Source organism: Streptomyces sp. NPDC052301, assembly GCF_044593395.1.
GTDB lineage: Bacteria > Actinomycetota > Actinomycetes > Streptomycetales > Streptomycetaceae > Streptomyces.
In genome coordinates this window covers 20,933-45,997 of the sequence record NZ_JBIUBE010000020.1, presented here as the reverse complement: position 1 = coordinate 45,997, position 25,065 = coordinate 20,933, and the positions used below count along the sequence as shown (strand labels likewise).

The 25,065-nt window shown below is 73.5% G+C and carries 24 protein-coding genes, 2 tRNA genes, 1 other RNA gene and 1 pseudogene; 14 read left to right on the top strand and 14 right to left on the bottom strand.

The features are described from left to right. Positions 1-11 precede the first annotated feature (11 nt). The 5 genes from ACIHEJ_RS36890 to ffs form a co-directional block, all read right to left on the bottom strand. Complete coding sequence (locus tag ACIHEJ_RS36890; RefSeq protein WP_400142096.1) at positions 12-1,508, bottom strand: N,N-dimethylformamidase beta subunit family domain-containing protein; 1,497 nt, start codon at positions 1,506-1,508, stop codon at positions 12-14. A gap of 279 nt (positions 1,509-1,787) precedes the next feature. Next, on the bottom strand, positions 1,788-4,172 hold the full coding sequence (locus tag ACIHEJ_RS36885) for a hypothetical protein (protein ID WP_400142094.1): 2,385 nt from the start codon (positions 4,170-4,172) through the stop codon (positions 1,788-1,790). Between the two features lie 284 nt (positions 4,173-4,456). Further along, positions 4,457-5,707, bottom strand: a complete 1,251-nt coding sequence (gene purD / locus ACIHEJ_RS36880; protein ID WP_400142092.1) for a phosphoribosylamine--glycine ligase — start codon at positions 5,705-5,707, stop codon at positions 4,457-4,459. 110 nt (positions 5,708-5,817) lie between these two features. Further along, the gene (locus ACIHEJ_RS36875; RefSeq protein ID WP_400142091.1) at positions 5,818-8,166 is read right to left on the bottom strand and encodes a DNA polymerase III subunit gamma and tau; all 2,349 of its coding nucleotides are present in this window, start codon (positions 8,164-8,166) and stop codon (positions 5,818-5,820) included. A 94-nt stretch (positions 8,167-8,260) separates the two neighbouring features. After that, an RNA gene (gene ffs / locus ACIHEJ_RS36870) (signal recognition particle sRNA small type) lies at positions 8,261-8,357 on the bottom strand. 120 nt (positions 8,358-8,477) lie between these two features. On the opposite strand from ffs, the gene ACIHEJ_RS36865 reads away from it, so the two are divergent. Continuing rightward, a tRNA-Ser gene (locus ACIHEJ_RS36865) sits at positions 8,478-8,565 on the top strand. A gap of 151 nt (positions 8,566-8,716) precedes the next feature. Here the strand turns inward: ACIHEJ_RS36865 and ACIHEJ_RS36860 are convergent. From ACIHEJ_RS36860 to ACIHEJ_RS36830, 7 genes and pseudogenes are all read right to left on the bottom strand, one after another. Beyond that, on the bottom strand, positions 8,717-8,950 hold the full coding sequence (locus ACIHEJ_RS36860; RefSeq protein WP_400142224.1) for a hypothetical protein: 234 nt from the start codon (positions 8,948-8,950) through the stop codon (positions 8,717-8,719). A gap of 127 nt (positions 8,951-9,077) precedes the next feature. After that, positions 9,078-9,776, bottom strand: a pseudogene (locus ACIHEJ_RS36855) (zinc-dependent alcohol dehydrogenase family protein); the annotation flags it as partial. 194 nt (positions 9,777-9,970) lie between these two features. Then, positions 9,971-11,785 (bottom strand): copper resistance CopC/CopD family protein, encoded by a 1,815-nt coding sequence (locus tag ACIHEJ_RS36850; protein ID WP_400142220.1) that lies wholly within the window; start codon positions 11,783-11,785, stop codon positions 9,971-9,973. Positions 11,786-12,024: 239 nt separating this feature from the next. Beyond that, positions 12,025-12,786, bottom strand: coding sequence for an SDR family NAD(P)-dependent oxidoreductase (locus ACIHEJ_RS36845; RefSeq protein WP_400142089.1), 762 nt, complete (start codon positions 12,784-12,786; stop codon positions 12,025-12,027). Continuing rightward, entirely contained in the window at positions 12,783-13,262 is a 480-nt protein-coding gene (locus ACIHEJ_RS36840; protein ID WP_400142088.1) for a cupin domain-containing protein, read from the bottom strand. Before ACIHEJ_RS36840 ends, ACIHEJ_RS36845 begins: the two co-directional genes overlap by 4 nt. After that, the gene (locus ACIHEJ_RS36835; RefSeq protein ID WP_400142086.1) at positions 13,259-13,846 is read right to left on the bottom strand and encodes a GNAT family N-acetyltransferase; all 588 of its coding nucleotides are present in this window, start codon (positions 13,844-13,846) and stop codon (positions 13,259-13,261) included. The genes ACIHEJ_RS36840 and ACIHEJ_RS36835 overlap by 4 nt, the downstream gene beginning before the upstream one ends. Further along, positions 13,839-15,968 carry a penicillin acylase family protein gene (locus ACIHEJ_RS36830; protein ID WP_400142084.1) on the bottom strand — a complete coding sequence of 710 codons (2,130 nt, stop codon included), beginning with the start codon at positions 15,966-15,968 and terminating at the stop codon, positions 13,839-13,841. Before ACIHEJ_RS36830 ends, ACIHEJ_RS36835 begins: the two co-directional genes overlap by 8 nt. Positions 15,969-16,130: 162 nt before the next feature. On the opposite strand from ACIHEJ_RS36830, the gene ACIHEJ_RS36825 reads away from it, so the two are divergent. The 4 genes from ACIHEJ_RS36825 (at position 16,131) to ACIHEJ_RS36810 (ending at position 18,061) form a co-directional block, all read left to right on the top strand. Then, positions 16,131-16,739: an HhH-GPD-type base excision DNA repair protein gene (locus ACIHEJ_RS36825; protein ID WP_400142082.1), complete on the top strand. Its 609-nt coding sequence runs from the start codon at positions 16,131-16,133 to the stop codon at positions 16,737-16,739. A 54-nt stretch (positions 16,740-16,793) separates the two neighbouring features. Further along, entirely contained in the window at positions 16,794-17,468 is a 675-nt protein-coding gene (locus tag ACIHEJ_RS36820; RefSeq protein WP_400142080.1) for an HdeD family acid-resistance protein, read from the top strand. A gap of 96 nt (positions 17,469-17,564) precedes the next feature. Then, on the top strand, positions 17,565-17,888 hold the full coding sequence (locus ACIHEJ_RS36815; protein WP_400142078.1) for a hypothetical protein: 324 nt from the start codon (positions 17,565-17,567) through the stop codon (positions 17,886-17,888). Positions 17,889-17,938: 50 nt separating this feature from the next. Beyond that, complete coding sequence (locus ACIHEJ_RS36810; protein WP_400142076.1) at positions 17,939-18,061, top strand: hypothetical protein; 123 nt, start codon at positions 17,939-17,941, stop codon at positions 18,059-18,061. Between the two features lie 21 nt (positions 18,062-18,082). Here the strand turns inward: ACIHEJ_RS36810 and ACIHEJ_RS36805 are convergent, their stop codons facing one another. Next, complete coding sequence (locus tag ACIHEJ_RS36805) at positions 18,083-19,645, bottom strand: helicase HerA-like domain-containing protein (protein ID WP_400142074.1); 1,563 nt, start codon at positions 19,643-19,645, stop codon at positions 18,083-18,085. A gap of 114 nt (positions 19,646-19,759) precedes the next feature. Here ACIHEJ_RS36805 and ACIHEJ_RS36800 point away from each other — a divergent pair, with 114 nt between their 5' ends. Both ACIHEJ_RS36800 and ACIHEJ_RS36795 read left to right on the top strand, forming a co-directional pair. Continuing rightward, the gene (locus ACIHEJ_RS36800; protein ID WP_004943146.1) at positions 19,760-20,056 is read left to right on the top strand and encodes a type II toxin-antitoxin system VapB family antitoxin; all 297 of its coding nucleotides are present in this window, start codon (positions 19,760-19,762) and stop codon (positions 20,054-20,056) included. Between the two features lie 107 nt (positions 20,057-20,163). Further along, entirely contained in the window at positions 20,164-20,799 is a 636-nt protein-coding gene (locus ACIHEJ_RS36795) for a LytR C-terminal domain-containing protein (protein WP_400142072.1), read from the top strand. 118 nt (positions 20,800-20,917) lie between these two features. Here ACIHEJ_RS36795 and upp read toward each other — a convergent pair whose 3' ends face one another. After that, complete coding sequence (gene upp, locus ACIHEJ_RS36790) at positions 20,918-21,553, bottom strand: uracil phosphoribosyltransferase (protein WP_228624343.1); 636 nt, start codon at positions 21,551-21,553, stop codon at positions 20,918-20,920. A 97-nt stretch (positions 21,554-21,650) separates the two neighbouring features. Here upp and ACIHEJ_RS36785 point away from each other — a divergent pair, with 97 nt between their 5' ends. From ACIHEJ_RS36785 to ACIHEJ_RS36755, 7 genes are all read left to right on the top strand, one after another. Then, positions 21,651-21,863 (top strand): hypothetical protein, encoded by a 213-nt coding sequence (locus ACIHEJ_RS36785; RefSeq protein ID WP_400142070.1) that lies wholly within the window; start codon positions 21,651-21,653, stop codon positions 21,861-21,863. A 289-nt stretch (positions 21,864-22,152) separates the two neighbouring features. Next, positions 22,153-22,689: a hypothetical protein gene (locus ACIHEJ_RS36780; protein WP_400142219.1), complete on the top strand. Its 537-nt coding sequence runs from the start codon at positions 22,153-22,155 to the stop codon at positions 22,687-22,689. 68 nt (positions 22,690-22,757) lie between these two features. Further along, positions 22,758-23,189: a tRNA adenosine(34) deaminase TadA gene (gene tadA, locus ACIHEJ_RS36775; RefSeq protein WP_400142068.1), complete on the top strand. Its 432-nt coding sequence runs from the start codon at positions 22,758-22,760 to the stop codon at positions 23,187-23,189. A 45-nt stretch (positions 23,190-23,234) separates the two neighbouring features. Next, positions 23,235-23,319, top strand: a tRNA-Ser gene (locus ACIHEJ_RS36770). 231 nt (positions 23,320-23,550) lie between these two features. Continuing rightward, positions 23,551-23,730 (top strand): hypothetical protein, encoded by a 180-nt coding sequence (locus ACIHEJ_RS36765; protein WP_366016427.1) that lies wholly within the window; start codon positions 23,551-23,553, stop codon positions 23,728-23,730. Positions 23,731-23,740: 10 nt separating this feature from the next. Continuing rightward, positions 23,741-24,034, top strand: coding sequence for a Dabb family protein (locus tag ACIHEJ_RS36760; protein ID WP_400142066.1), 294 nt, complete (start codon positions 23,741-23,743; stop codon positions 24,032-24,034). Between the two features lie 174 nt (positions 24,035-24,208). Then, positions 24,209-25,045, top strand: a complete 837-nt coding sequence (locus ACIHEJ_RS36755) for an RNA polymerase sigma factor SigF (protein WP_400142217.1) — start codon at positions 24,209-24,211, stop codon at positions 25,043-25,045. The last annotated feature ends 20 nt before the right edge of the window (positions 25,046-25,065 follow it).

Genomic DNA, 25,065 nt, shown 5'->3' with positions numbered 1-25,065 from the left:
GCTCCGTTTGATCAGTCGCGTTTGCAGATGCGGTCGAGCAGGTTCGCCGTGGCGCGCTGGATCCTGGGGTCCACATGGCCGGGACGGTCCAGGGCCGGGGACCAGGCGAAGGTGCCGGAGGCGAACACCCAGGCGCCGGAGGGGGCGCGGTACAGGGAGGTCTCCTGGTGACGCCGGACACCGTCGTTGTCGGTGTAGGGAGAGTGCGCGAGCAGGATGCGCTCGTCGTGCTCGGGCAGCGCGGTGCGCGGGAAGTACCGGTCGGCCTCGCCGGCCACCAGGCCCTCGATCTCGTCGCCCTCGTGCGCGCCGGTCGCCTCCCACAGCCAGTGGCCGGCGTTGCGGACGATCAACGGGTGCGGCTCGGGGACGCGGCCTGCGTACTGGATGCCGACCAGCTGCTGCTCGGGCCGGTCGATCTCCCGCCACAGCACCGGCTTTCCGGGCCCCTTGCGCTTGCGGCAGGTCAGTAGCCGGTCGGGCACTCCCGACGGGGAAGGGCCCAGCTCCACCTGCCAGTACATGGTGTTGGCGGAGAGGAAGACCAGCGAGGTGCCACGGTCGCGGGCCTCCTCGACGGCCCGGCGCATCGGCACCGACCAGTACTCGTCGTGCCCGGGGAAGACCAGGCCCCGGTAGCGGGCGGGGTCGACGCGGCCGGCGTGCAGGTCGCGGGCGTCGGCGTAGGCGAGGTCGTAGCCGTAGCGCTCGGCCCAGCGGATGAAGTCGTAGGCGTGCCCCACGTGGAGCGGGAGGCCCGCGCCGGCGTAGGGGCGGTCGAAGGAGACCGTGGTCGCCGCGTCGGCCTCGCCCAGCAGGCAGCCCTTCTCGTCCCAGGCGTGGTAGAGGCTGGCACCGGTGCGGCCGTCCTCCGGGTACAGGTTGTACGCCTGCCAGGTGATGTCCGGCAGCAGCAGGAGCAGGTCGGCGGGATGGTCGTCGCGGACCGTGAACGGAACGTGGGAGCGGTAGCCGTCCGAGGTGGTCAGGACGGCCACATAGGCGCCGATGCTCCAGTGGGAGGGCACCTGGAGGCGCCAGGACAGCCACCAGTGGTGGCAGGAGACCGTGCGGTCGGCGGCCAGCGGCTGAGGCTGCACGATGCCGGACAGCCGGGGGCTGGTGGTGATCTTGGATGCGCCGTCGCCGCCGTAGTGGCCGATCCGGTAGATGTCGACGCTGAACTCCTGGGGCCGCTCGACCGTGATGTGGAAGTCGATCGCCTCGCCGGGCGTGACCGCGCCGGTGGAGGTGAAGCCCTTGATCTGGCGGTGCACGTCGTCGGCCGAGCGGGGTCCGGAACCGGACGAGCGGGGTGCCGGGACGCGCGGGTTCTCACCGGTCGGCTGCGGCTGGCTCGGGTCCACGTACCAGGGCACGACGTGACCTGTGTCGTCGAAATAGGTCTCACTGCCGCGCAGCCAGGGCACCGGGCCCTGGCCGAAGGGGTCCGTGACGGCGTGCGCGAGTGCTCCGGACTCCCAGCGGCGGATGTGGTCCGAGGCCATGGTCGCTCCCCTCCCTCATGCCCCCGTGAGCTGTCTCGGTGTGCTGGTCTGCGGGTACGCCCTTGGGCTGGCCGTGCGCGCTGTGCTCGGTCGGGCTGTCGTATGTCGCAAGCCTTTGCCAAAGGCGTGGTCGGTCCCAGCACATCACATAACGCACGGGCTCGGTCACTAGTCGTTGCGAATTGACCTGAAGTGGAAGTCGCTTCTCCGTTACGACGGTGTGCGGGAGTGGCGTACGGCTGGGGGTACGGCTGCCTGTGTACGGGGGTGCGGCGCGGGTCAGACGAGCCGTACGGGCTTCTCGGGGCGTATCCCGGAGGCGGCCAGCCAGTCGCGCAGCGGGCCCGGGTCTCCCTCCTCGATCAGGCTGCGGACCTTGGGCGCCAGATCGGCGGCCCGCTCGCCGTCCAGCAGCAGGGAGGGGCCGTCCAGCCAGTCCAGGGCGGGGAGCGCGCCGGCGGTGTCCACGGCCGCGCAGCACACCATCGCCGTGACGTGGTCGGCGAGCAGATCGCGGCCGGTTCTCGGGGGTTGGAGCGGGAACAGCGGCAGCCCGCCGTCGTCCCACAGCGCGCTCTCGGGACACCGCCCGGCGGCGGACGCCCCTCGCGGCACGGCAGCCTCCTCACGAGCCAACTCCGCACTGAGCCCAGCGGCGAGAACAGCACTGCGCTCGGTACCGGGGTCGGTGTCGTCGTCGGGGTGGAGGGCTGTCGCTTCAACGGGAGTGGCGGGGACTTCGGCGGGCCCGGGCTCGGTGGTGGGATCGGCGCCGGCCGGGACGGGCGCGACGGCGTCCCGAGGGATGGCCGCCGAGACGGGCACGGCGGCTCCGGCCTCGGCCTCGAGGGGGCCGGGGGTGGTCTCATTCGCCGGGGGCGGCTCGGCACCCAGGGCCGTGGGGGCAGCCTGGTCAGAGGGCCCGGGGCCGGACCGGCAGGCGCCGGGAGCGGTGCCCTCGGCCTGATGCGGTGCGGCATCCGAGGCGTCGGCGGTGGTGCTGTCCGGCGAGGTCGGCTCGGTGCCCGGGGCCGTGGGGGCAGACCTCCGGGACGGCCCGGGGTCGGGCTCGGTGGTGGGGCCTGGGCCGATGGCCTCGGTGGAGGGCTGCCCGGGGTGGTGGACCCCGTGGGCGGGCCTCTCGTCGGCGCCAGGATGGACCTGGGGGGCACCTGGGGCGGTGGCCTCGGCCGGGGGCGGCTCGGCGCTCAGGACCGCGTGGGCTGTTTCCTCGCCGGGCCCGGACTCGGCGAGCGGGGCGGGGACGGTCTGCCCGGCGGGCCCGGGCTCGGGGGCTGCGGGGCCGGAAGCCGTCCCTTCGGTGGGCCCGGGACTGGTGTGGGGATCGGGGTCCGGGGGGTGGAGCAGCGCCGCGGGGGCATTGGGTTCGGTGAGGTGGTCCAGGACCCGGGAGAGGGTGGCGCCGCCGGGGTCGGGGGTCGAGGGGTCGAGGGACGGGCGGACGCCCAGGGAGTCCAGGACCCGGTGCAGACGGGCCGCGTCGGCGCGCCAGGTGCGGTCCACGACCTCTTCCGGATAGGCCTGCCACTCCACCGGGGCCCAGTCGGGGCCGGTCTCCGCGGGGCCGCCGTGGAAGAGGCGGGCGGCGAGGAGGGAGGCGGCCTCGTCGATCGCGCCGGGCTCCTCCAGCAGGTCGCAGGCGGGGCGCTCGCCGAGGCGGGAGGCGAAGCCCTCGGCCAGCCGGTCGCGCCGGGACAGCTCGGTCAGCGCCGCGACCACGCCCGCGTCCAGCCGGGACGGCCAGCGGCCCATCCGCCAGGCGGGCAGCGCGACCCTGGTCAGCAGCCGGTCCCAACCGGCGTAGGCGAGGCCCACCTGCTCCTGGGCGACGATCCTGAGGCCGTAGTCCACCGCCTGTGCCCGCTCGGCCGCCGCCGCGGCGACCCCGCGCTCCATCTGCGTCGCATGCTCGCGGCAGCCCCGCAGCAGCAGCCGGGCCACCGAGCCGAGGACGGCGCACACCCCTCGGGTCGCCGGACAGCGGCCCGGCGTCGCGGCCACGGCCACCGCCGCGTCCAGCCCGCGCACGAAACGACGGGCGGCGGCTATGTCGGGGTGCGCCGAGGGGCCCGTACCCGCGATGACCGGGGCGAGGACCGCGCGCAGCTCGCCGACCCGCATCCACCACAGGAACGGGGAGCCGATGACCAGGACCGGCGCGACGGGGGCGCGACGGTGACCCGGGCCCGGGCCCGCTATCTCGTCCGCCGCCGGGCTCGGGGGCGGGCCGTGGGCCGAATGGGCGCGGTCCTCCAGCCAGCTGTCGCAGTCCGGGGTGAGCGCTATGGCCGAGGGAGCGGGCACGTCGAGGCGGTCGGCGAGGTCACGCACCATCCGGTACAGGTCCGGGGCGGACTCCTCCGGTACCGGCACCGTCGGGCTGACCGCGGGGCGGGCCCGCGCCACGACCAGGGCGATGCCGGCGGCGGCCAGCAGCACCAGCACGGCGAGCACGCACGCGGCCCAGCGGACGCCGTCCCAGCCCGGGCCGGTGAGATGACCGGTGGCGCCACCGGTCAGCAGGATCACGGCCGCACCCGCGGGCAGCAGGGCCACGGCCAGCGCCCGGCCCCGCACCCGCAGCACGGCGAGGGCGCGGGAGCGCGCCGCCTGCGCGCCCATCTCCACACCGATTCCGGTCACGAGCCGACCTCACCCCCTCCCTGTCGATGCCGTGCTGTCCTGGTGTTGCTCACTCCCCCACTGTGGCACCCGCCACTGACATCGCAATGCCGGTGGGCCAAGTGCCGGAACGCTTGCGCGGCACCCTAGTTGGGGCCCTGGCCCCCGTCAGCCATATAGGCGATTGCTCACTCGATGGAATGGCTTTGGTCAGAGCTGGGTGACAGACAGCAAAGATCGGGCCCCGGATTCCGCTCCGGGGCCCGATCAAGTCGAGAATGCGCCGCTACGGCCGTCGAGGACGCCTACGCCTGCGCCGCCTTCGCCGCGATGTCCGTGCGGTGCTGGGAGCCGTCCAGGCGGATGCGGTCCACCGCCCGGTACGCCCGCTCGCGCGCCTGAGCAAGGTCCTCGCCGACGGCCGTGACGGACAGCACGCGTCCGCCCGCGCTGACGACCGCGTCGCCGTCGCGCCTGGTCCCGGCGTGCAGCACGTACGCGTGCGGGGCGTCCTCGGCGGCCACCTGGTCCAGGCCGGTGATCGGGTCGCCCGTACGAGGGGTGCCGGGGTAGTTGTGCGAGGCGACGACGACGGTGACGGCCGCCTCCTCGCTCCAGCGCAGGGGTGCCAGGTCGGCGAGGTGGCCGGTCGCGGCGGCCATGAGGAGACCGGCCAGCGGCGTCTGCAGCCGTGCCAGCACGACCTGGGTCTCGGGGTCGCCGAAGCGGGCGTTGAACTCGATCACCCGCACCCCGCGCGAGGTGATCGCCAGCCCCGCGTAGAGCAGGCCGGAGAACGGGGTGCCGCGGCGGCGCAGCTCGTCGACCGTCGGCTGCAGCACCGACTGCAGCACCTCCTCGACCAGCTTCGGGTCGGCCCACGGCAGCGGCGAGTACGCGCCCATGCCACCGGTGTTCGGGCCTTCGTCGCCGTCCAGGGCGCGCTTGAAGTCCTGGGCGGGCTGGAGCGGGACGACCGTCTCGCCGTCGGTGACGGCGAACAGGGAGACCTCGGGGCCGTCAAGGAACTCCTCGATGACCACGCGGTCGCAGGCGGCGGCGTGCGCCTTGGCGGCCTCGATGTCGTCGGTGACGACCACGCCCTTGCCAGCGGCCAGGCCGTCGTCCTTGACGACGTAGGGGGCACCGAAGGCGTCCAGGGCCTCGGCGATCTCCTCGGCCGTCGTGCAGACGTAGGAGCGGGCGGTCGGCACCGCGGCCGCCGCCATGACGTCCTTGGCGAAGGCCTTGGACCCCTCCAGCCGGGCGGCCTCACCGGACGGGCCGAAGACCGGGATGCCGGCCGCGCGCACGGCGTCGGCCACCCCGGCGACCAGCGGGGCCTCCGGGCCTACGACGACCAGCTCGGCGCCGAGGCGGCCGGCCAGCTCGGCGACCGCCGTGCCGTCGAGCGCGTCGACCTGGTGCAGCTCGGCGACCTCGGCGATGCCGGCGTTGCCGGGGGCGCAGTACAGCGCGGTGACGTCGGGGTCGAGGGACAGGGAGCGGCACAGGGCGTGTTCGCGGGCGCCGCTGCCGATGACGAGGACCTTCACGGGGTCAGCCTACTGGCAAGGTCGCCGAAGCTCGGGCGCCGGTGGAGTTGGGGCTTCCTCCAAGAGCGCGGGGCGCGGGTCGCTCGGCACCGGTCCCGGCGGGCCGGGCCCTACTCGTTCGAGAACTCCTCCACCACCGTCGCCCCCAGTTCCCGGACGATCAGCTCGTGGCCGGACAGGGCCGACTCGTCCAGGTCCGGATCGTCGTCCTCGGGGATGTCGTCCTCGGGGGCGACCGGAGCCGGCGGCTCGGGCGCCGCGGCGGGCTGCGGGGCCGGGCGGGCGGGTGCCGCCGCCGAGCCGCCCTGAGGAGCGGCAGGCGGCTGCAGTGCCGACGGAGGCGCTGCCGGGCGGGCGGCGGACTGGGCGCCGTAGCCACCACCGCCGCCGGCAGGCGCACCGCCGTGGCCGGTGCCACCGGCCGGCGCACCGCCGTAGCCGCCCCCGCCGCCGTAACCCGGCGAGCCGCCCGCGGGCGGGGGCGCGGAGCCACCACCGGACGGGTCGACGATCGCCTCGATCTTCCACTGCACGTTGAACTGCTCGGCCAGCGCCTGCCGCAGCACGTCCTCGCTGCCGCTGCCGGAGAAGTTGTCGCGGGCCCCGGAGTTGACGAAGCCGAGCTGGAGGGTGGTGCCGTCGAAGCCGGTCACCTGGGCGTTCTGGCTGAGCAGGATCCAGGTGAAGCGGCGGCGGTTCTTGACCGCCTCCAGGATGTTCGGCCAGAGCATGCGGGGGTCGAGGCCACCGGCCGGGGGCGTGTACCCGGCGGCCTGCGGCGGGGCCGCCTGCGGGGAGCCGGAAGGCGGGGCACCGGCCGGGGCCGCGGCGGCGGGCGCCGGGGAGGGCCGGCCGCCGCTCCCCGCGGATGCGGCCGTGGGCCAGCCACCGGGACGTCGGCCGCCGCCCGCGGGAGCCGCGGTCGGCCAGGCGCCGGGAGCGGACGGGGAGGGCGCGACGGGCTCGGCGGGGGCAGGAGCGGGGGACTGCGCGGCTGCGGGTGCCGGGGCCGGGGCCTCCTCGGCCGCAGACAGGGGGGCTGAGGCAGCGGCCGGGGCGGGGGTGGGTGCCGGTGCCGGGGCGGAAGCGGGCGCAGGGGCGGCGGCCGGGGCGCCGACGGCTCCCGGCCCCTGCACCGCTCCCGGGGTCCCTCCCGGAGCCCCCGAGGCCTGCGGGCCCCCCGACCGCACGGCCGCCCGGGCGGCGGCCGCACCGCCGCCAGGCGGGACGGGCACGCCGCCGTGGGCCTCGGGTCCGGGGGCGTAGCCCATGGCTGGCGCGCCGGCGCCGGCCGAGAAGCTGACGCCGCGCTCGATGCGGTCGAGACGGGCCATCACCGAGCGCTGGTCGCCGTAGGCGGCGGGAAGCAGCACGCGCGCGCAGATCAGCTCCAGCTGGAGGCGGGGCGAGGTGGCGCCGCGCATCTCTGTCAGGCCCTCGTTGACCAGGTCGGCGGCGCGGCTCAGCTCGGCGGCACCGAAGGTGGAGGCCTGGACCTGCATGCGCTCCAGGACGTCGGCCGGGGCGTCCAGGAGCCCCTTCTCCACCGCGTCCGGCACGGCGGCGAGGATCACCAGGTCGCGCAGCCGCTCCAGGAGGTCGGCGACGAACCGGCGCGGGTCGTTGCCCCCCTCGATGACCCGGTCCACGACCTCGAAGGCCGCGGCCCCGTCACCGGTGGCGAAGGCCTCGACGACGGAGTCGAGCAGGGAACCGTCGGTGTACCCGAGCAGCGAGGTCGCCATGGCGTACGTCACACCGGCCTCGCCGGCACCGGCGAGGAGCTGGTCCATGACGGACATGGAGTCACGCACGGAACCGGCGCCGGCACGCACGACGAGCGGGAGCACGCCCTCCTCGACCGGGATGTCCTCCCGCCCGCACACCTCGGCGAGGTAGTCGCGCAGGGTGCCGGGCGGCACGAGCCGGAAGGGGTAGTGGTGGGTCCGGGACCGGATGGTGCCGATGACCTTCTCGGGCTCGGTGGTGGCGAAGATGAACTTCAGATGCTCCGGCGGCTCCTCGACCACCTTCAGCAGCGCGTTGAAGCCGGCAGACGTGACCATGTGGGCCTCGTCGATGATGTAGATCTTGTACCGGCTGCCGGCGGGGCCGAAGAAGGCCTTCTCACGCAGGTCACGGGCGTCGTCCACACCACCGTGGGAGGCCGCGTCGATCTCGATGACGTCGATCGAGCCCGGGCCGTTGCGCGCGAGGTCCCGGCAGGACTGGCACTCCCCGCAGGGGGTGGGAGTGGGTCCCTGCTCACAGTTCAGGCAGCGGGCGAGGATGCGCGCGCTGGTGGTCTTCCCGCACCCACGCGGCCCGCTGAACAGGTACGCGTGATTGACCCTGTTGTTCCGCAGCGCCTGCTGCAGCGGGTCGGTGACATGCTCCTGCCCGATGACCTCCGCGAAGGTCTCCGGGCGATAGCGGCGGTACAGGGCGAGAGACGACACGCATACGAGGTTATAGGCGCCCACTGACAACGGGCTCCGCCCGAGACGCCCGCCCCCTCGGCGGTCCACCGCATTTCCCGCGTCCTCGGGGAAACGCAAGGGCCCCCCACGCACCCGCCAGAGCCGACTTACCCTTGCTGCCTTCCGGCCCTGGGGGAGTTCAGTCAGATAGCGCCACGTGAGGGGCTGCGCCCCACAGTACCCGATCGCGGGCCGCGATCTGTACCCGAGGCGGGCCGCGGACCGCACCCGAGGACGGCCTGCGGGAACGGGTTCGCGAGCACTCCCCTCGGTCATGTAATGTTTCCGGCGGAGGATTCGCCTAGAGGCCTAGGGCGCACGCTTGGAAAGCGTGTTGGGGGCAACCCCTCACGAGTTCGAATCTCGTATCCTCCGCCAGTGCCTCACCGGGCACGTTGTCGAAGGGCCCCACTGTTCGCAGTGGGGCCCTTCGACGTTGTCGTTCTCGGTTCCGACTCGCTGGGTGACTCGCCGGGCGCCCTCGCGGAGCATGACTCCCGTCACATGGCGTGCGGGCGCCCCCGGCGCCCTACGCGTCGCCTTCGTCCCGGCCGTCCTCGAGGACGAGGAGCGGTTTGGCGCCGTGAGCGGGTGTCTCGGCGAACGAGACGGCTTCGGTGAAGCGTTCGAGCGGGAACGGCCGGCCTCGGGGGATGCTCAGCACGTCGTCGGCGACGAGACCGCGGACCTCGGACAGCGCGCTCAGCGCATCCGCGGGTGAGGCGGTGCCGAACCAGCGGTTCAGCCAGAAGCCGCGGACCACCTTGGTCTCGTAGATGACCGAGCGCGCCGACAGCGGGATCGTCAGCGCCGCCGGGTCGGTCTGCCGATGGGGCGAGAGGGGCGCCGTAGACCACGACCTCTCCTCCCGGAGCCAAGGCCTGGGACACCTGGGCACCTACGGGGCCCGCGACACAGTCGACGGCCTTGCGCACGCCGGCCGGTCCGGCGATCTCAGCGACCCGCTGCACCAGGTCCTCGTCCTCGGTGCAGATGACCTCGTCGCCACCGAGCGCCTTGATCTCGTCGACGGCATCGCGCCGCCGCACCACGTTGATCGTGCGCACACCCAGATGCCTGGCCAGCTGGATGACGAGCCGGCCGACGGTGGAGCCCGCCGCCGTCTGCAACAGCCATTCGCCCGGCTGTGCCTCGAGTTCACGCGTCACCAGGAGGAGCGCGGTCAACGGGTTGACAGCGAGTTGGCAGGCGCTGGAGTCGCTCAGCCGGTCGGGGACCGGCAGAAGCCTGTGCGTATCGGCGACGAGGTACTCCTGCCAGGTGCCGGCCACGCGCGGCCCGGGTACGGCCGGGACGGCGACGGCCACGACGCGCTCGCCGATCTCCAGTCCCTCGGTGTCCGGCCCCAGGGCCTCGATACGGCCCACGCATTCCATGTGCCCGCCGACGGTGGGGAACTCGGGGAGGAATCCGTAGCGACCACGCAGCACGTGCAGATCGCTGGCGTGGATCGGGGTCGCCTTCACCCGGATCAACGCCTGGCCGGCTTCTGCCGTGGGAACAGGCCGGGATTCCAGCCGCAGGACATCGTTCGGCTCGCCGACCTCTGTGGCGACGAGCGCGCGCATGGATCGCGGCATGAGTGACCTTTCGTCTCCTCACCCCTGCCCCAGCCTGCGCTGCCTCGCGAGCGCTGTCATGTCGTGGACGGCCGTGCGGGCAGGCTCCCCGAGCACACGCCCGGAGAGCCCTGCGGGGCTGTCTGCCGAACCCCGTGCGGAACGAGTAGCCAGTCCTCCGTGGAGCCATTCCGTGTTTCGGCCTATCCCGCCACCCGCAGCGGTGCCGAGACGGTCACCTGGTCCAGGGCGGAGACCCGTACCGTCGCCTTCAGGGTCCAGCGGCCCGGGATCGGCAGGTCGAAGGAGTCCGCGGCCCAGTAGCCGCCGCGGTCGGTGACCTTGGTGTCCAGGGGGCCGATCCGCTGGGCGGGGAGGGTGAGGGTGATCCGGAGTTCGGGGACCGTGGAGAGGCCGCCGTCGGGGCCGTAGACGACCGCCTGGACGGAGTTCCCGCCGACCCGGCCCGGATCCAGGGTGATCTGGACGCTGCCGTGACCGCCGGGCGTGCCGACGTCGAACGGGATCGTCGTGACCGAGGCCGTGGCGATGCCGGACGTCGGCGCCGGGGAGTCGGCCGCCTGCGTCGCCGTGCGGCCGGGCGGGGTGGTCGTCAGGAGGGTCGTCAGGGCCAGCACGACACCGGCCACGGCCGCCTCGGCCAGCACCGAGCGGCGGAGGAGGTGGAAGGAGACGGCGGGGGGCGGGGCGGGCCGGTCCGGGGGCGGGGACGGTGCCGGCGAGGGGGGTGCCGGCGAGGGGGGTGCCGAGGGGACGGTGGCCGGTTCGGGGGTGCGGGCGCGCTGCGGGGACGGGGCCGAGGCCGGTGAGTGCCGGGTCAGGCGTTTCGTCCAGGTGCGGGAGCAGGCCGCTGCCAGCAGCAGGGCCGTCACCGCGGCCAGTTTGGCCAGCAGGGTGCGGCCGTACGTGGTGTCCGTGAGCGCCTGCCAGGAGCCCAGGCCCCGCCAGGACTGGTAGACGCCGGTGAGGGCCAGGACCGTCACCGAGGCGAGCGCCAGGCGGGAGAACCGGGTGAGGACCGGCACGGGGAGGGCGGCCGGGTCGTGTGCCGTGCGCCGCAGGGTGCGCAGCAGCGCCGCCAGGCCGCCCAGCCAGGCCGCCATGGCCAGCAGGTGCAGGGTCGCCGAGGTGATCGCCAGCGGGACCTGGAGGCCCGCGGAGGCGTGTTCGGCCGTCGTCCACGTCAGGGCCAGCGGGAGGGTGAGGGCCGCGGACACGGCGAGGGCCGTACGGCGGGGCAGCCTTCTGCGGCGGGCCCGCAGGAGGGCCGCGCCGGCCCCGGCCAGGAGCAGCAGCGCCAGCCGGGCGAGGAGCAGCTCGCCGGGCCGGGTCGTCGCCGTCCGGGTGAGCGCGGACAGGGACAGGGCCGTCACCGGGGACGTGCCCTCCTCGTACGGGGCCCGCAGCAGGAACAGGGCCGCCGTCGAGGCGAGGAGCGTCACGGCGGCGGCCAGGGCGGGGGTGCGCAGCGGGGACGTCACGCGCGGGCGGCAGTACGCCACGAACGCCGCCGTGCCGAGCAGCAGGGCCAGGGAGAGATAGGCGAGGTAGCGGGCGATGTTGTACAGGGCCGCCGTCGCCGGGTTCTCCGTGTCGTCCGCGACGGGGCTCGCCGTGGTCGCGGTGCGCTTGCCGACCGAGAAGGTGAGCGCGCCGGACACCGGGTGGCTGTCCGCCGACACCACCCGCCAGGCCACCGTGTAGGTGCCGGTGGCGAGCCTGGCCGGCAGGGGGACGCGGGCGGTGGCGGAGCGGCCCGAGGCGTGCTCGGCGGGGCCGGTGCGGATCCGGTGGTTACGGGGGTCGTAGATCCGGAAGGAGTCGTCGAGCAGACCGACCGACTCGCTGAAGGTCAGGGTCACCTGCCGGGGGGCCGTCTTCAGGACCGTGCCGTCGGAGGGGTCGCTCCGGCGCAGGGCGGCGTGGGCCGAGGCGGGGGCCGCGGTGCCGAGCAGGAGCAGGAGGACGGCCGTGCAGAGGAGCGTCAGGTGGCGCAGGGCCGGTCGCGGGCGTGCCCGGAGGGAGGTCGGGAGGGGTGTTCGCGGAGATGTGCGCACAGAGGTCCGGAGAAGTGTTGGCCGGCGTGGTTCCCGGCCTTGGCCGCGGTCCCGCTCCCGGTCCTGGCGTGTCTGGTGCACGTCGTTCCCTCCGTCCCCGCGCGACCGTGTGCCTCGTACAGGTACGGAGAGATCGGCCGCCGTGCTCACCGGGCCGGCCGGGCCGGGGCTCCGGCTGCTCACCAGGTCGGCCGCGCCGAGACCCCGCCGTCCACCACCAGGTCGTGACCGGTGATCCAGGACGCCAGCGGCGAGGCCAGGAACACGCAGGCGTCGGCCACGTCCTCGGCGCGGCCGAGGCGGCCGGTGGGGGCGGCGGCGAGCCAGCGCCGTACGCCTTCCGGCCAGGTCTCCGCCAGGCCCTCGCGGTCGATCAGGCCGGGCGAGACCGTGTTGACGCGGATGCCCGCCGGGCCGTACTCCAGGGCCGCCGCGCGGGCGTGCATGACCACCGCGGCCTTGGCCGCGCCGTAGTGCGCGTGGCCGGGGGCGGGGTGGGCGGCCTCGATGGAGGCGAGGTGGGTGATGGTGCCGCCGCCGTGCTCGCGCAGATGGGCGGCGGCGGCCTGGGTGCAGGCGAAGACGCTGGTGAGATTGGTGTCGACGACGGTGCGCCACTGCGCCGCCGTCATGCCGGGCAGGGGCTGGACCGGCTGGACGGCGGCGTTGTTGACGAGGGCGGTGAGTCGGCCACCGGACCAGTCCGTGGTCTCCCGGACCAGCCGGTGACAGGCGTCCTCGTCCGTCAGGTCCGCCCGGAGCACGACGGCCTCGCCGCCCGACTCCCGGATGCGGGCGGCCACTTCCCCGGCCGAGGCGACCGCCGTACGGCAGTGCAGGGCCACCGCGGCACCTTCCTGGGCGAAGCGCAGGGCGATGGCGCGGCCGATGCCGCCACCCGCGCCGGTCACCAGGGCGGTCTGTCCGTCGAGCAGGGTCATGGACGGCACAGTTCCGTGATGCGGGCGGCTTCGGAGGGGTAACGCGCCGTCAGCTCCTCGGAGTTCCCGTGTTCGTAGTCCGCGTAGGTGAATCCGGGGGCCATCGTGCAGCCGAAGAACGTCCAGGCGCCGCCCGGCGCCACCCGCGCGCCCATCCAGGTGCGGGCCGGCACGGTCAGCTGGAGGTGCTGTCCCGAGCGCAGGTCGGGGCCGAGGACGGTGCTGCGGGTGGTGCCGTCCGGGGCGAGGAGCAGCAGGTGGAGCGGGTCACCGAGGTAGAAGTGCCAGATCTCGTCGGCGGGGAGGCGGTGCAGGGCGGAGAAGTCGTCCGCGGTGAGCAGGGCGACGATGGCGGAGCCCTCGGGCCGGCCGTCCGGCCGCTCGGGCCCCGCCCACGTCTGCCGGAACAGTCCGCCCTCGCGGGGGATCGGTTCGAGTCCGTAGTGGGCGATCAGCTCGTGTGGCGTCGTCGTCACCCGGGGAAGGCTACCGCCCGCTCGAGGAAGGCGAGTTGGGCGTGCTTCTCGGGCAGGTGGACGTCGGGGACGTCCACCTCGGGGAGGACGACCGCCGGTCCGCGGACGAAGCCCTGGCGCTCGAAGCGGTCGATGGCCTTGGTGTTGCGCACGTCCGGGTCGACCACGAGCCGTCGCCGGTCGAGGCCGAGCAGCGCGTACGCCGTCATCGCCGTCAGCAGCGCGGTGGTCCAGCCGGGCCGGGGTCCGGCGGGGCCGGCGGGGGCGAGGAGGACGTGGACGCCGAGGTCGCCGGGGCGTACGTCGTAGCACTCGCCGACCCGGTCGGCCGCCGGTTCGTACGTCTGGAGCAGGGCGGCCGGCGTGCCGTCCTTGGTGACGAGGCGGGCGTGGTGGGTGTCGAGGGTCGCCATGTGGGCGTAGGTCTCGGCGACCTGGTCCCGGGTGAGGCCGGTCATGCCCCAGAAGGCGGCGCGTTCCGCACGCACCCAGGCGTGGACCACGGTCGCGTCGGCCGCCGGGTCGAGGGGGCGGACACGGACGGTGCCGTAGCCGTCGATGTGGTGTTCGTACAGGTCAGACATCGGTCTCCTCGGTGCGGTCGGGTTCCAGCAGGGCCCAGTCGGTGACGATCGGAGCCAGTTCTCCCGTGAGCCAGAGGGGGAGTTGGTCGGTGTGGTGAGGGGTGCCGGGGACGCCGTCGGCGCCGAAGGGGACCACCCAGCGGCTGTTGTCGCGGTCGGCCAGGTCCCAGATGTAGCGGGCGGCGGGGCCGCGGGCGGCGCGGTCGGTGAGGCCGGGGACGGCGGAGGTGCAGAGCACGCAGTCGTGGTCGCCGGCGAGACCGGGTTCCGCGGACGGCTCCGGGGCCGGCAGTGCGCGCCAGGGGCTCAGGCGGTGGGTGTCGGACCAGGTGCCGTGCGGGGGCTGGGCGGCCACCTCCTCCAGGGCGGCGCGGACGGTGGCCGGGCGGTCGATGCCGTACAACTCCTCGGCGCGCAGCAGGTGTTCGAGGGCGTGGCCGATGCGGGGGACGAGGGCCAGCCAGGGAAGCAGGACCTCGGGGTAGGCGGGGGGTTCGGCGAGCGGGGCGAACACCGGGTGCGCGGCGAGGTGGCGTACGACGGCGGAGCGCACGGCCGCGTAGGCCGCCGCGTCGGTGCTGCCGGCGTCCATGTGGCGGTTCCAGGCGAGCAGGCGGTCGCGGAGGCGGGCCGCTTCGGGGGTGAGTCCGTCGAGGGCGGCGAGGTGGTCGAGGAGGGGCGCGGCGGAGCCGAGGTGGGTGTCGGTGTGGATCGCGGGCATGGCGTCGGCGGTCCAGGAGCGGCGGGTGCCGAGGAGGGCGCGGATGCGGTCGGCGCGGTGCGGTGGGGCGAACTCGACGCCGAGGGGCGTGGCCAGGCCGCGTTGGTTGGCCATCACCGCGATGCCGTCGGCCGGTTCGGCGTACGGCGTCCGGTGCGTGCCCTGCCAGTCGTGGCCGGGCTGCCAGGCGGGGACCGGGTGGAGCCGGTTGGCCTCGGCGCGGAGGGGGACGCGGCCGGCGACGCGGTGGAGGGTGTGGCCCCGGGTGTCGGCGGCCTGTACGACGTTGACGGGCTCGGCCCAGGCGTCCAGGGCCCGGTCGATGTCGGCGACGGTGCGAGCGCGCAGGAGGGGGAGCAGAGCGCTGAGACCGAGGTCCTCCGTGACGCGCGGCGGGTAGCGCAGGGCGAGCGCCTCGACGTCGCCTTCGGCGGCTTGGGGGGGGTGTGGACGCTCGGGGGTGAGCCCCGCCTCCAGGCCCTCCGGACCGCCGGCGATCACCGGGCCGCGGGGTGTTTCGATCAGCTCGATCTCGACGGGCGGCTCGCCCGCGATCTCCACGGTCTCCGTGTGCCGTGCGGCCCGGTGCCAGTGGCCGTCCGGGCCGAGGGCCTCCACGCCGGCGCCGGTGCGCCGCAGCCGTTCGCGGTAGAGGTCCTGGTAGTCAGCCATGGCGTTGGTGATGGCCCAGGCGGCCGTGCCGGTGTGGCCGAAGTGGGCGATGCCGGGGACGCCGGGGACGGCGAGTCCGACGACGTCGAACTCGGGGCAGGACAGGCGGATCTGCTGATAGACGCCGGGGTCCTCGATGAACCGGTGCGGGTCACCGGCGACGATGGCGTGACCGCTCGCCGTGCGGGCCCCGGTGAGCAGCCAGCCGTTGCTGCCGGCCGTGCCGGGGCCGTCGGTGGCGAAGAGGCGGACGGCGTCGCGGCCCAGGTGCCGTACCGCCTGCTCGCGCCAGAGCTTGGCGGGGAAACCGGCGAACAGGATGTGGGTGGCGAGCCAGACGGCCAGCGGGGTCCACGGCCGCCAGCGGCCCGGGGTGAGGCCGGTGCGGGTGAACTCGGGGGCGCGGCGGGCGCCGGCGGGCAGGCCGTCGTTGACGCCGTCGACGTAGGCGCGGACCCAGTCGGCGGTCTCGGGGTCCCGGCGTTCCAGCGCGGCGAAGCAGCGGCGGGCGGTGTCGTCGAGGCGGGCCCGGCGGGCGAGGACGTCCCAGGACAGGGCCCCGGCGCCGAGGAAGGAGGCCGAGGTGCCCCGGGAGCGGTGGCGTTCGACCTCCAGCTGCCAGGCCCGGTCCAGGGCGGTCACCCGGCCCTGGGCGTGGGCGAGTTCGCGGGCGTCGGACGCGCGCAGGTGCGGGATGCCCCAGGCGTCACGGTAGGTCTCGGCGGTCACCCCGGGGCTCCCTCTACTTCAGGTCTACTTTAGGTAAGCCTTGCCTAAGTTTCACGGGGAATCGTACGCGAGCGGGGGACGGCCGGACGCTCGGGGACCGGTACACGCCGTACGCCCCGGCACCGGCGCGCGCCGTCCCCGAGCCCGCGAGATCATCGACCCATGGACGTGACGCTGCACCTCGCCCAGGACCCCGAGGCCGACGCGCTGCTCGGCCGCTCCCCGCTCGCCGCCCTGGTGGGGATGCTGCTCGACCAGCAGGTGCCGATGGAATGGGCGTTCAAGGGCCCCCGGACCATCGCCGACCGGCTCGGCGCCGACGACCTGGACGCGCACGACATCGCCGCCATGGACCCGGAGGCCTTCGCCGCGCTGCTCTCCGAGAAACCCGCCGTGCACCGCTACCCGGGGTCGATGGCGAAGCGGATCCTGCAGCTGTGCCAGTACCTGGTCGAGCACTACGACGGGGACGCGGAGGCGGTCTGGCGGGACGTCCGGTCGGGGCAGGAACTGCTGCAACGCCTGGAGGAACTGCCGGGGTTCGGCAAGCAGAAGGCGCAGATCTTCCTCGCGTTGCTCGGCAAGCAGCTCGGGGTCGCGCCCACGGGGTGGCGGGAGGCCGCGGGCGCGTACGGCGAGGCGAAGTCCTTCCGGTCCGTCGCCGACATCACCGGACCGGAGTCGCTGGCCAAGGTGCGCGCCCACAAGCAGGAGACGAAGGCGGCGGCGAAGGCCGCCAAGGCGGGCGGGAAGCAGGCCGGGGCGAGGTAAGCCGATCGGCCCACCCGGCTGGCGGGGGTCCTCCGCGCGGTCCAAGCATGGACCATGACCGAGGCACCCAACAGCGGCCCGCAGTGGGGCCGTGAGCGTGAGTACGACGACCGGCGCGTCCACGCGACACCGCCCACGGGCGGGCACCACGAGCCCGAGCCGCCGTTCGAGGGCCCCCTGCACGCGCTGTCCCGGGCCGCCTGGCAGGTCGTCCTGGTCACCGGGATCGCCTCGCTGATCCTCGGGATCCTGGTCCTGATCTGGCCCGGCCACTCGCTCCTCGTGGCCGGCGTCCTCTTCGGCGTCTACCTCGTCGTCAGCGGCATCTTCCAACTGGTCGCCGCTTTCGGCACGCACAAGGCGACCTCGCTGCGCGTGCTGGCCTTCATGAGCGGTGCGCTGTCGATCCTGCTCGGTCTGTTCTGCTTCCGCGGGCCCATGCAGTCGATCCTGCTGCTCGCCCTGTGGATCGGCATCGGCTGGCTGATCCGCGGCATCACCCAGACCGTGGCCGCGCTGCACGACTCCCGGATGCCCGCCCGGGGCTGGCAGATCTTCCTCGGGATCGTCACCTTCATCGCCGGGATCGTGCTCATCGACTCGCCGTTCCGGTCGATCGCCGTGCTGACCCTCGTCGGCGGCATCTGGCTGCTCGTGGTGGGCATCACCGAGATCGTCACCGCGTTCGGCATCCGCAGCCGGGCCAAGGCGGTGCCCCGCACGGTGTGACCGCCGGCGTCAACCGCCGGGCCCTCACCTACGCCGAGCGGGCGGATCCCGGGCCCCGCGTGCTGCACCCCCGCCCGCCGGGGGGAGAACCCTGCCGTGAGCCGAACCGCGCGCAGTCCCCGCAGCCGCACCTGGCTGCGGATGCTCGCGCTGCTGCTCGCCCTGTGGGTGCCCGGCGCCCATGTGCAGGCCCAGGCGGCACCCGCGCTCGGCGCGGCGGCCGAGACCTTCGAGCACGACGTCCTCGGCACGCTCGTACGGCCCTGCGCCCGCGCCGTCCACCGGGCCGACGTACCCGAACGCCCCGCACCCCTCTCCGCCCCCGCGTCACCGGCCCGGCCGGCCCCACGCCCGTGCTCCACCACGCCCCGGGAGCCGTACGCCCCGGCCCTGCTGCGCACGGTGGTCCTGCGCTGCTGACAGACCCGCGCCCCGCACAGGTCAGTCGGCTCGACGCAAGGAGCACCGCCATGCCCATGGACCCGTACGCCGTTCTGCGCGCCCTGCTGCGCGCGGAGGCCAGGCGCGGTACGGCGCCAAAGCCGGAACGGAAGGAGGAATCCCAGCGGCAGCCCGGGAAACGGGACCGCTGAACCGGTGCCGGCGGGGGCGGGCTACCGCCTCCGCCGGGCCGTGCCGAACAGGGAGCGGGTGATCTCCCGGCCGAGCTGGGTGCCGACCGAACGGGCCAGGGACTTGAACATCCCGCTGTCGACGACCTGTTCGACCAGGGACGGCTCCCTGTCGGGGGCCCGCGGAGCCCTCGGGGGCGGTGCCTGCTGCGCGGGCGCGGCGGCGCTCAGCTTCTCGTAGGCCGACTCGCGGTCCACAGCCTGTGCATAACGGCCGTGCAGCGAGGAGTCGCGGACCGCCCGGTCCAGTTCGGCCGCGTCCACCGGGCCCATCAGGGACTCCGGGGCGCCCAGCCGGGTGGCCGCGACCGGGGTCGGGGCGCCGTTCTCGCTGAGCACGGTCACCACGGCCTCGCCGATGCCGAGACCGGTGAGCAGTTCCTCCAGGTCGTACGCCGACCTCGGGAAGGTCTGCACGGTGGCCTTCAGGGCCTTCTGGTCGTCGGGGGTGAAGGCGCGCAGGGCGTGCTGGACGCGGTTGCCGAGCTGGGCGAGGACGTCGGCGGGGACGTCCTTGGGGGTCTGGGTGACGAAGAAGACCCCGACGCCCTTGGACCGGATCAGCCGTACCGTCTGCGTGAGGGAGTCCAGGAACGCCTCGGAGGCGTCGTCGAACAGCAGGTGGGCCTCGTCGAAGAAGAACACCAGCTTGGGCCTGTCGGCGTCCCCGACCTCGGGCAGGTCGTGGAAGAGGTCGGCGAGCAGCCACATCAGGAACGTCGAGAACAGCAGGGGCCGGTCCTGCACGGCGGGGAGTTCGAGCACGGAGACGATGCCGCGCCCGTCCTCGGCCGAACGGAGGAATTCCGCCGTGTCGAACTCCGGCTCGCCGAAGAAGTCCGCCATGCCCTGCGCCTCGAAGACGGTGAGCGCGCGCAGGACCACCCCGGCCGTGGCGCTGGACAGGCCGCCGATGCTCCGCAGCTCGGCCTTGCCCTCGTCCGAGGTGAGGAAGGCGACCACCGCCCTGAGGTCCTTGAGGTCGATCAGCTCCAGGCCCTTGGTGTCGGCGTAGTGGAAGATCAGGCCGAGGGACTGCTCCTGGGTCCGGTTCAGCCGGAGGACCTTGGCCAGCAGCACCGGGCCGAAGCTGGTGACGGTGGCGCGCACGGGAACGCCGTGGCCCAGGCCGCCGAGCGCGAAGAACTCCGCCGGGAAGCCGGCCGGGGTCCACGGCCGGCCGACCTCGCCGGACCGCTTGCGCACCCGGTCGTTCTCCTGCCCGGGGCGTGCGATGCCGGACAGGTCGCCCTTGACGTCCGCGAGGAACACCGGGACGCCCTGGGCCGACAGCTGCTCGGCGATCAGCTGGAGGGTCTTGGTCTTGCCGGTGCCGGTGGCGCCCGCGACCAGCCCGTGCCGGTTGAGCATGGACAGGGGAATGCGGACCGGGGCGTCCGGGTGGCAGGTGCCGTCCCACAGCAGCGCGCCGAGATCGAGGGCGGGGCCCGTGAACGCGTATCCGGAGGCGATCTTCCGTGCCTCGGCGGGGAGGTCCGCGGTGCCCCGGGGAGCGGCGGACGGCACGGGCTCGCTGTCACTCATCTCCGGCCCCTCTTCCCGCCATCAGCCTGTATGTCCCTTTTGTGGCATCTTTTCAAGCGTTGCACTCCGCCGCCATGGCTGCGCCCGGAACGTCTTGGCCGGTAGGCTTTCCGTGTGATCTTCAAGCGCATCGGAAACGGCCGGCCGTACCCCGACCACGGCCGGGAAAGCACCCGGCAGTGGGCGGACGTCGCGCCGCGCCCGGTCCGCCTCGATCAGCTCGTGACGACCAAGCAGCAGCTCGACCTCGAGACCCTGCTGGCGGAGGATTCGACCTTCTACGGCGACCTCTTCGCACACGTCGTGAAGTGGCAGGGCGACCTGTACCTGGAGGACGGCCTCCACCGCGCGGTCCGCGCCGCCCTCCAGCAGCGGCAGGTGCTGCACGCGCGCGTGCTCGAACTCGACTGATCCCGCGCGGGCACGACGGTCGGTCCCTTGACCCTTTCGGGTTCCGCTGAGCGGCATCTACTGATCATCTAATAGGCATCGCCGCTCAGGCACACTACGCTGCGCCCATGAGCATGCTGACTCCCCCGGGCATGGGCGGCAAGTACCGGATCACGGGGGACAAGTACCCTCGCATGCGCCCGCCCCGGCGTCGCCGCAGGCTCGTGGCCGTGGTGGTGGCGTCCGTCGCCGTGCTCGGTCTGGTCGGGTGGGGCAGCCTGCAGCTCGTCGACGTCTTCGCGGGCGGCGACAAGAAGCACACCACGGCCGGCACCAGGACCCACTGCCGCACCGAGGCCGCGCCCGCCGCCCGGGTGAAGGCCCTGCCCGAGCCCGGCCGGATCACCGTGAACGTCTACAACGCCACCGCCCGCACCGGGCTCGCGAAGGACACCGCGGACCAGCTGAAGAAGCGCGGCTTCAAGATCGGCTCCGTGGGGAACGCGAGCAAGGAGTTCGACAAGAAGGTCAAGGGCACCGGGCTGCTCCTCGGTCCCGCCGACGCCCGGAACACCTCGCTGGCGGTGCTCGCCACGGAGATCTCAGGCGCCGAGCAGCGTGCCGAAGCCGGCCGCAAGGACGCCGCCGTGGACTTCGTCATCGGCGACGCCTTCAAGGGCCTGGCCGCCCCCGCGGTGGCGGAGCAGGCACGATCGGCCCTGACGGCCCCCGAGCCGACGGCATCCACGAAGAAGGGCTGCTGAACAGCGCCCCCGCAAGGGACGCAGGATCGATGTGCGGCTCCGCCGCGTGGGCGGAAGAGGCCCCCACGCAGCCGCGCCCGCGAACGGTGCCGGAGCCGCATCCCGTAGGCGCGGAGAACTACTCGGCCGCCCCGTAGAGCCGGTCCCCCGCGTCGCCCAGCCCCGGCACGATGTACCCGTGCTCGTTGAGGTGGTCGTCCACGGCCGCCGTGACGACGGTGACCGGCGTCCCCGCCAGCTCCCGCTCCATCAGCTCGACGCCCTCGGGAGCCGCGAGAAGGACCACCGCGGTGACGTCGTCGGCGCCCCGCTTGATCAGCTCCTGGATCGCCGCGACCAGCGTGCCGCCCGTGGCCAGCATCGGGTCCAGGACGTACACCTGGCGGCCCGAGAGGTCCTCCGGCATCCGCGAGGCGTAGGTGGAGGCCTGCAGCGTCTCCTCGTTGCGGATCATGCCGAGGAAGCCCACCTCGGCCGTCGGCAGCAGCCGCACCATCCCGTCCAGCATGCCGAGGCCGGCCCGCAGGATCGGCACCACGAGCGGGCGGGGGCGGGCCAGCTTGACGCCGGTGGTCTGTGCGACGGGCGTCCGGATGTCGACGGCCTCGGTGCGCACGTCCCGCGTGGCCTCGTAGGCGAGCAGGGTGACCAGCTCGTCGGCGAGACGGCGGAAGGTGGCGGAGTCGGTGCGCTGGTCGCGCAGCGTGGTGAGCTTGTGAGCGACCAGGGGGTGGTCGACGACATGGAGACGCATGTCCCTAACGGTACCCGCGCCCCGCACTCCGTCGGCCCTGGCATCGGACCCGCCGTACGAGGGAAAGTGGGAGGGACGGACCTGGGGTGGTGGTGACATGGCTGACCTGCCTGACCCGTCGGACGCGGCGGGCGATTCCGAGACGGTCGACCCCGAGCCGCCGGAGACGGACACCGAGCGGCGCCGCCGCCGCGCCCAGTTCCTGCGCGACCTCGCCGAGGCACGCGCCCTCCGCGCCCGGGTACAGCCGCGACGCGCCAAGGCCGCCCGGCTGCGCCACGCGCTGCGCATGCGGACGTTCCGCTGGTAGGGAGGACCCCCGTGAGCACGGCACTGCAGACACGTTCCGGGTGAGGAAGATCCGCGCACGCACCGGCGTTTGGGCGGTGGGCGTGCGTGAGCGCGCGGAAAAGCCGCGTACGATCCGCAGGTGGCGGCAACGAACGCTCAACACACAGGGAGCCGAAGACGTCCCCTGAAAGCCTTGTTTCTGCCACGATTCCGAGTGGGCGGGGCTCGGAGACCGAGCTCTTCCCGCCGATGTACCTCCGCCGGGGGGACCCCCAACCGGCACGCCTATGACCAGTGGGAGAGTCACGGTGTACTTCGCCGCACTGCTCGCGCGCACCGAAGACGGGTGGGAAGCGAGCGACACAGAGCTCGACGATGTGGAGACCCTGTCGGATCTGGCCGACCTGGCCCGGGAAGCCTCTCCCGAAGAGGACACGGTGCTCGTCCTGATCGAGCAGGAGGACGCCTGGTTCGGCGTCGTCCGCGTGGACGGCGAGGACGACCCTCGCATCTACGTCTCGGACGCGGCCGCCGCCCAGCGCAGCGCCTACGGTGAGCTGCTGCTCACGGACGAGCTGCTGGGCCGGGAGCCCGGTGCCGACGACGGCCCCGACCTGGACTCGCTGGACCTCGACGGCACGGAGGACGGTGAGTCGGAGGACGACGACGAGGACGAGGGCGGCGCCGCCGCCGACGCGGTGCCGCACAGCCCGGTGGGCGACGGCGCGATCCTGGACGACCTGGGCATCAGCGAGAAGGAGCTGCGCATCCTGGACGCCGATGAGGCGCTGAGCTCGATCGCCGAGGCCCTGGGCGCCTCGGAGGTGCTGGAGACCGTCCGCTGACCGCGGCGCGGCTCCCCGGCACCACGGCGGGCACACCGGACCCGGTACGCGACCGCTGGCGGGCCGCGATGCGGCTCGCCCTGGGCGAGGCCGAAGCGGCCGTCCGGGGCGGGGACGTCCCCGTAGGGGCCGTCGTGCTGTCCCCGGACGGTACGACGGTGCTCGGCGCCGGGCACAACGAGCGCGAGGCCACCGGCGACCCCACGGCCCACGCGGAGGTGCTCGCGATCCGGCGGGCGGCGGCCCGGCTCGGGGAGTGGCGGCTGACCGGCTGCACGCTGGTGGTCACCCTGGAGCCGTGCACGATGTGTGCCGGCGCCCTCGTGCAGTCCCGGGTCGACCGGGTGGTCTACGGAGCACGGGACGACAAGGCGGGCGCGGCGGGCTCCCTGTGGGACGTGGTGCGCGACCGGCGGCTCAATCACCGCCCGGAGGTCGTCGAGGGCGTACTCGCGGCGGAGTGCGCCCGGCTTCTCACCGATTTCTTCCGGGACCGGTGAATACCGATTTCAAACCTTGCCCCACCTTGCTGTAGGGTCTCCCTCGGTAGCGTGTCCGAGCGGCCGAAGGAGCTCGCCTCGAAAGCGAGTGTGGCGCAAGTCACCGAGGGTTCAAATCCCTCCGCTACCGCTTGTGCGAGGGCCTCGTCGAAAGACGGGGCCCTTCGTGCGTCCCGAGGAGGGGACGCACGGGAAGAGAACCGCAAGTGCGCGCCGCTTTCCGGGGGATGGCACGGCCCGCGGTCGTACCAGCCCGGCAAAGGACCTCGGTCGGCGGGCCGTTGATCCCCGAAAAGGGCGCGACGGTTACACTCGCCGCCGGCAGCAGGGGCCCACGGGGCACGGGACAGGGGAGGCCGCGGTGGCGGTGAACGCGAAGAAGATCGCCGTGTACGCGCTCGTGGTCTTCGCGCTGTACGTGATCATCACAGACCCGGCGAAGGCCGCCGACTACGTGCAGATAGGCTTCGAAGGCATTTCGGACGCGGCCAAGGCCATCGGCGACTTCATGACCTGGGTCGCCCACGGAGGAAAGAGCTGAGGTACACCCCATGATCCGCCACCTGGTCCTCTTCAGGCTCAACGAGGGCGTCGAGCGCGACGATCCGCGGGTCGTGGCGGGCGTGGAAGCCTTCCGCGCGCTCGGCGGGCAGATCGAGGAACTGCGCTTCTGGGAGTGCGGCTGGAACATCAGCGACCGGCCGATCGCGTACGACTTCGCGATCAACTCGGCGGTCGAGGACACCGACGCCCTCAAGCGCTACCTGGAACACCCGGCCCACCAGACGGGCGTCGCGCTGTGGCGCGAGTTCGCCACGTGGGTGATCGCCGACTACGAGTTCTAGAGCATCACCCCGGGAGCCCCCCGCCGGATCGGCGGGGGGCTTTCGTGCGCCTTTACGCCCCAACTTGTCGATGTTTGACCACAACACGGCGTTATGAGGTGCTTGCACACAGTGCACATGTCTTGTGATGCTATGACCGCTTTTGACGGATGATTGAGCGATGAAGAGGTGGCGTTGACCGTGTCGGCCAGTACTGCGCCACCCCAGGAGGAGGCACCCCCTCCCGCCCCCGAGACCCCCGAGAAACGGCGTGGCGCCGACACCCGAGCCCTCACCCAGGTACTGTTCGCCGAGCTGAAGGAGCTGACCCCCGGCACGCCGGAGCACAACCGGGTACGGGGAGCGCTGATCGAGGCGAACCTCCCGCTCGTGCGCTACGCCGCCGCCCGCTTCCGCTCCCGCAACGAACCCATGGAGGACGTGATCCAGGTCGGCACGATCGGCCTGATCAACGCCATCGACCGCTTCGACCCGGAGCGGGGCGTGCAGTTCCCGACCTTCGCGATGCCGACCGTGGTCGGCGAGATCAAGCGCTACTTCCGGGACAACGTCCGCACGGTCCACGTCCCGCGCCGGCTGCACGAGCTGTGGGTGCAGGTCAACAGCGCCACCGAGGACCTGACCACGCTCTACGGCCGCTCGCCGTCCACCTCCGAGATCGCCGAGCGGCTGCGGATCAGCGAGGAGGAGGTGCTCTCCTGCATCGAGGCGGGGCGGTCGTACCACGCCACCTCGCTCGAAGCCGCGCAGGAGGGCGACGGGCTGCCCGGCCTGCTGGACCGGATCGGCTACGAGGACCCGGCCCTGGACGGCGTGGAACACCGCGACCTGGTCCGCCATCTGCTCGTCCAACTCCCCGAGCGGGAACAGAGAATCCTTCTGCTGCGCTACTACAGCAATCTCACCCAGTCCCAGATCAGCGCGGAACTCGGCGTCTCCCAGATGCATGTCTCCCGGCTACTCGCGCGTAGCTTCCAGCGGCTGCGGTCCGCCAATCGCATCGACGCATAGCGCACTCCGGCCGATGCACA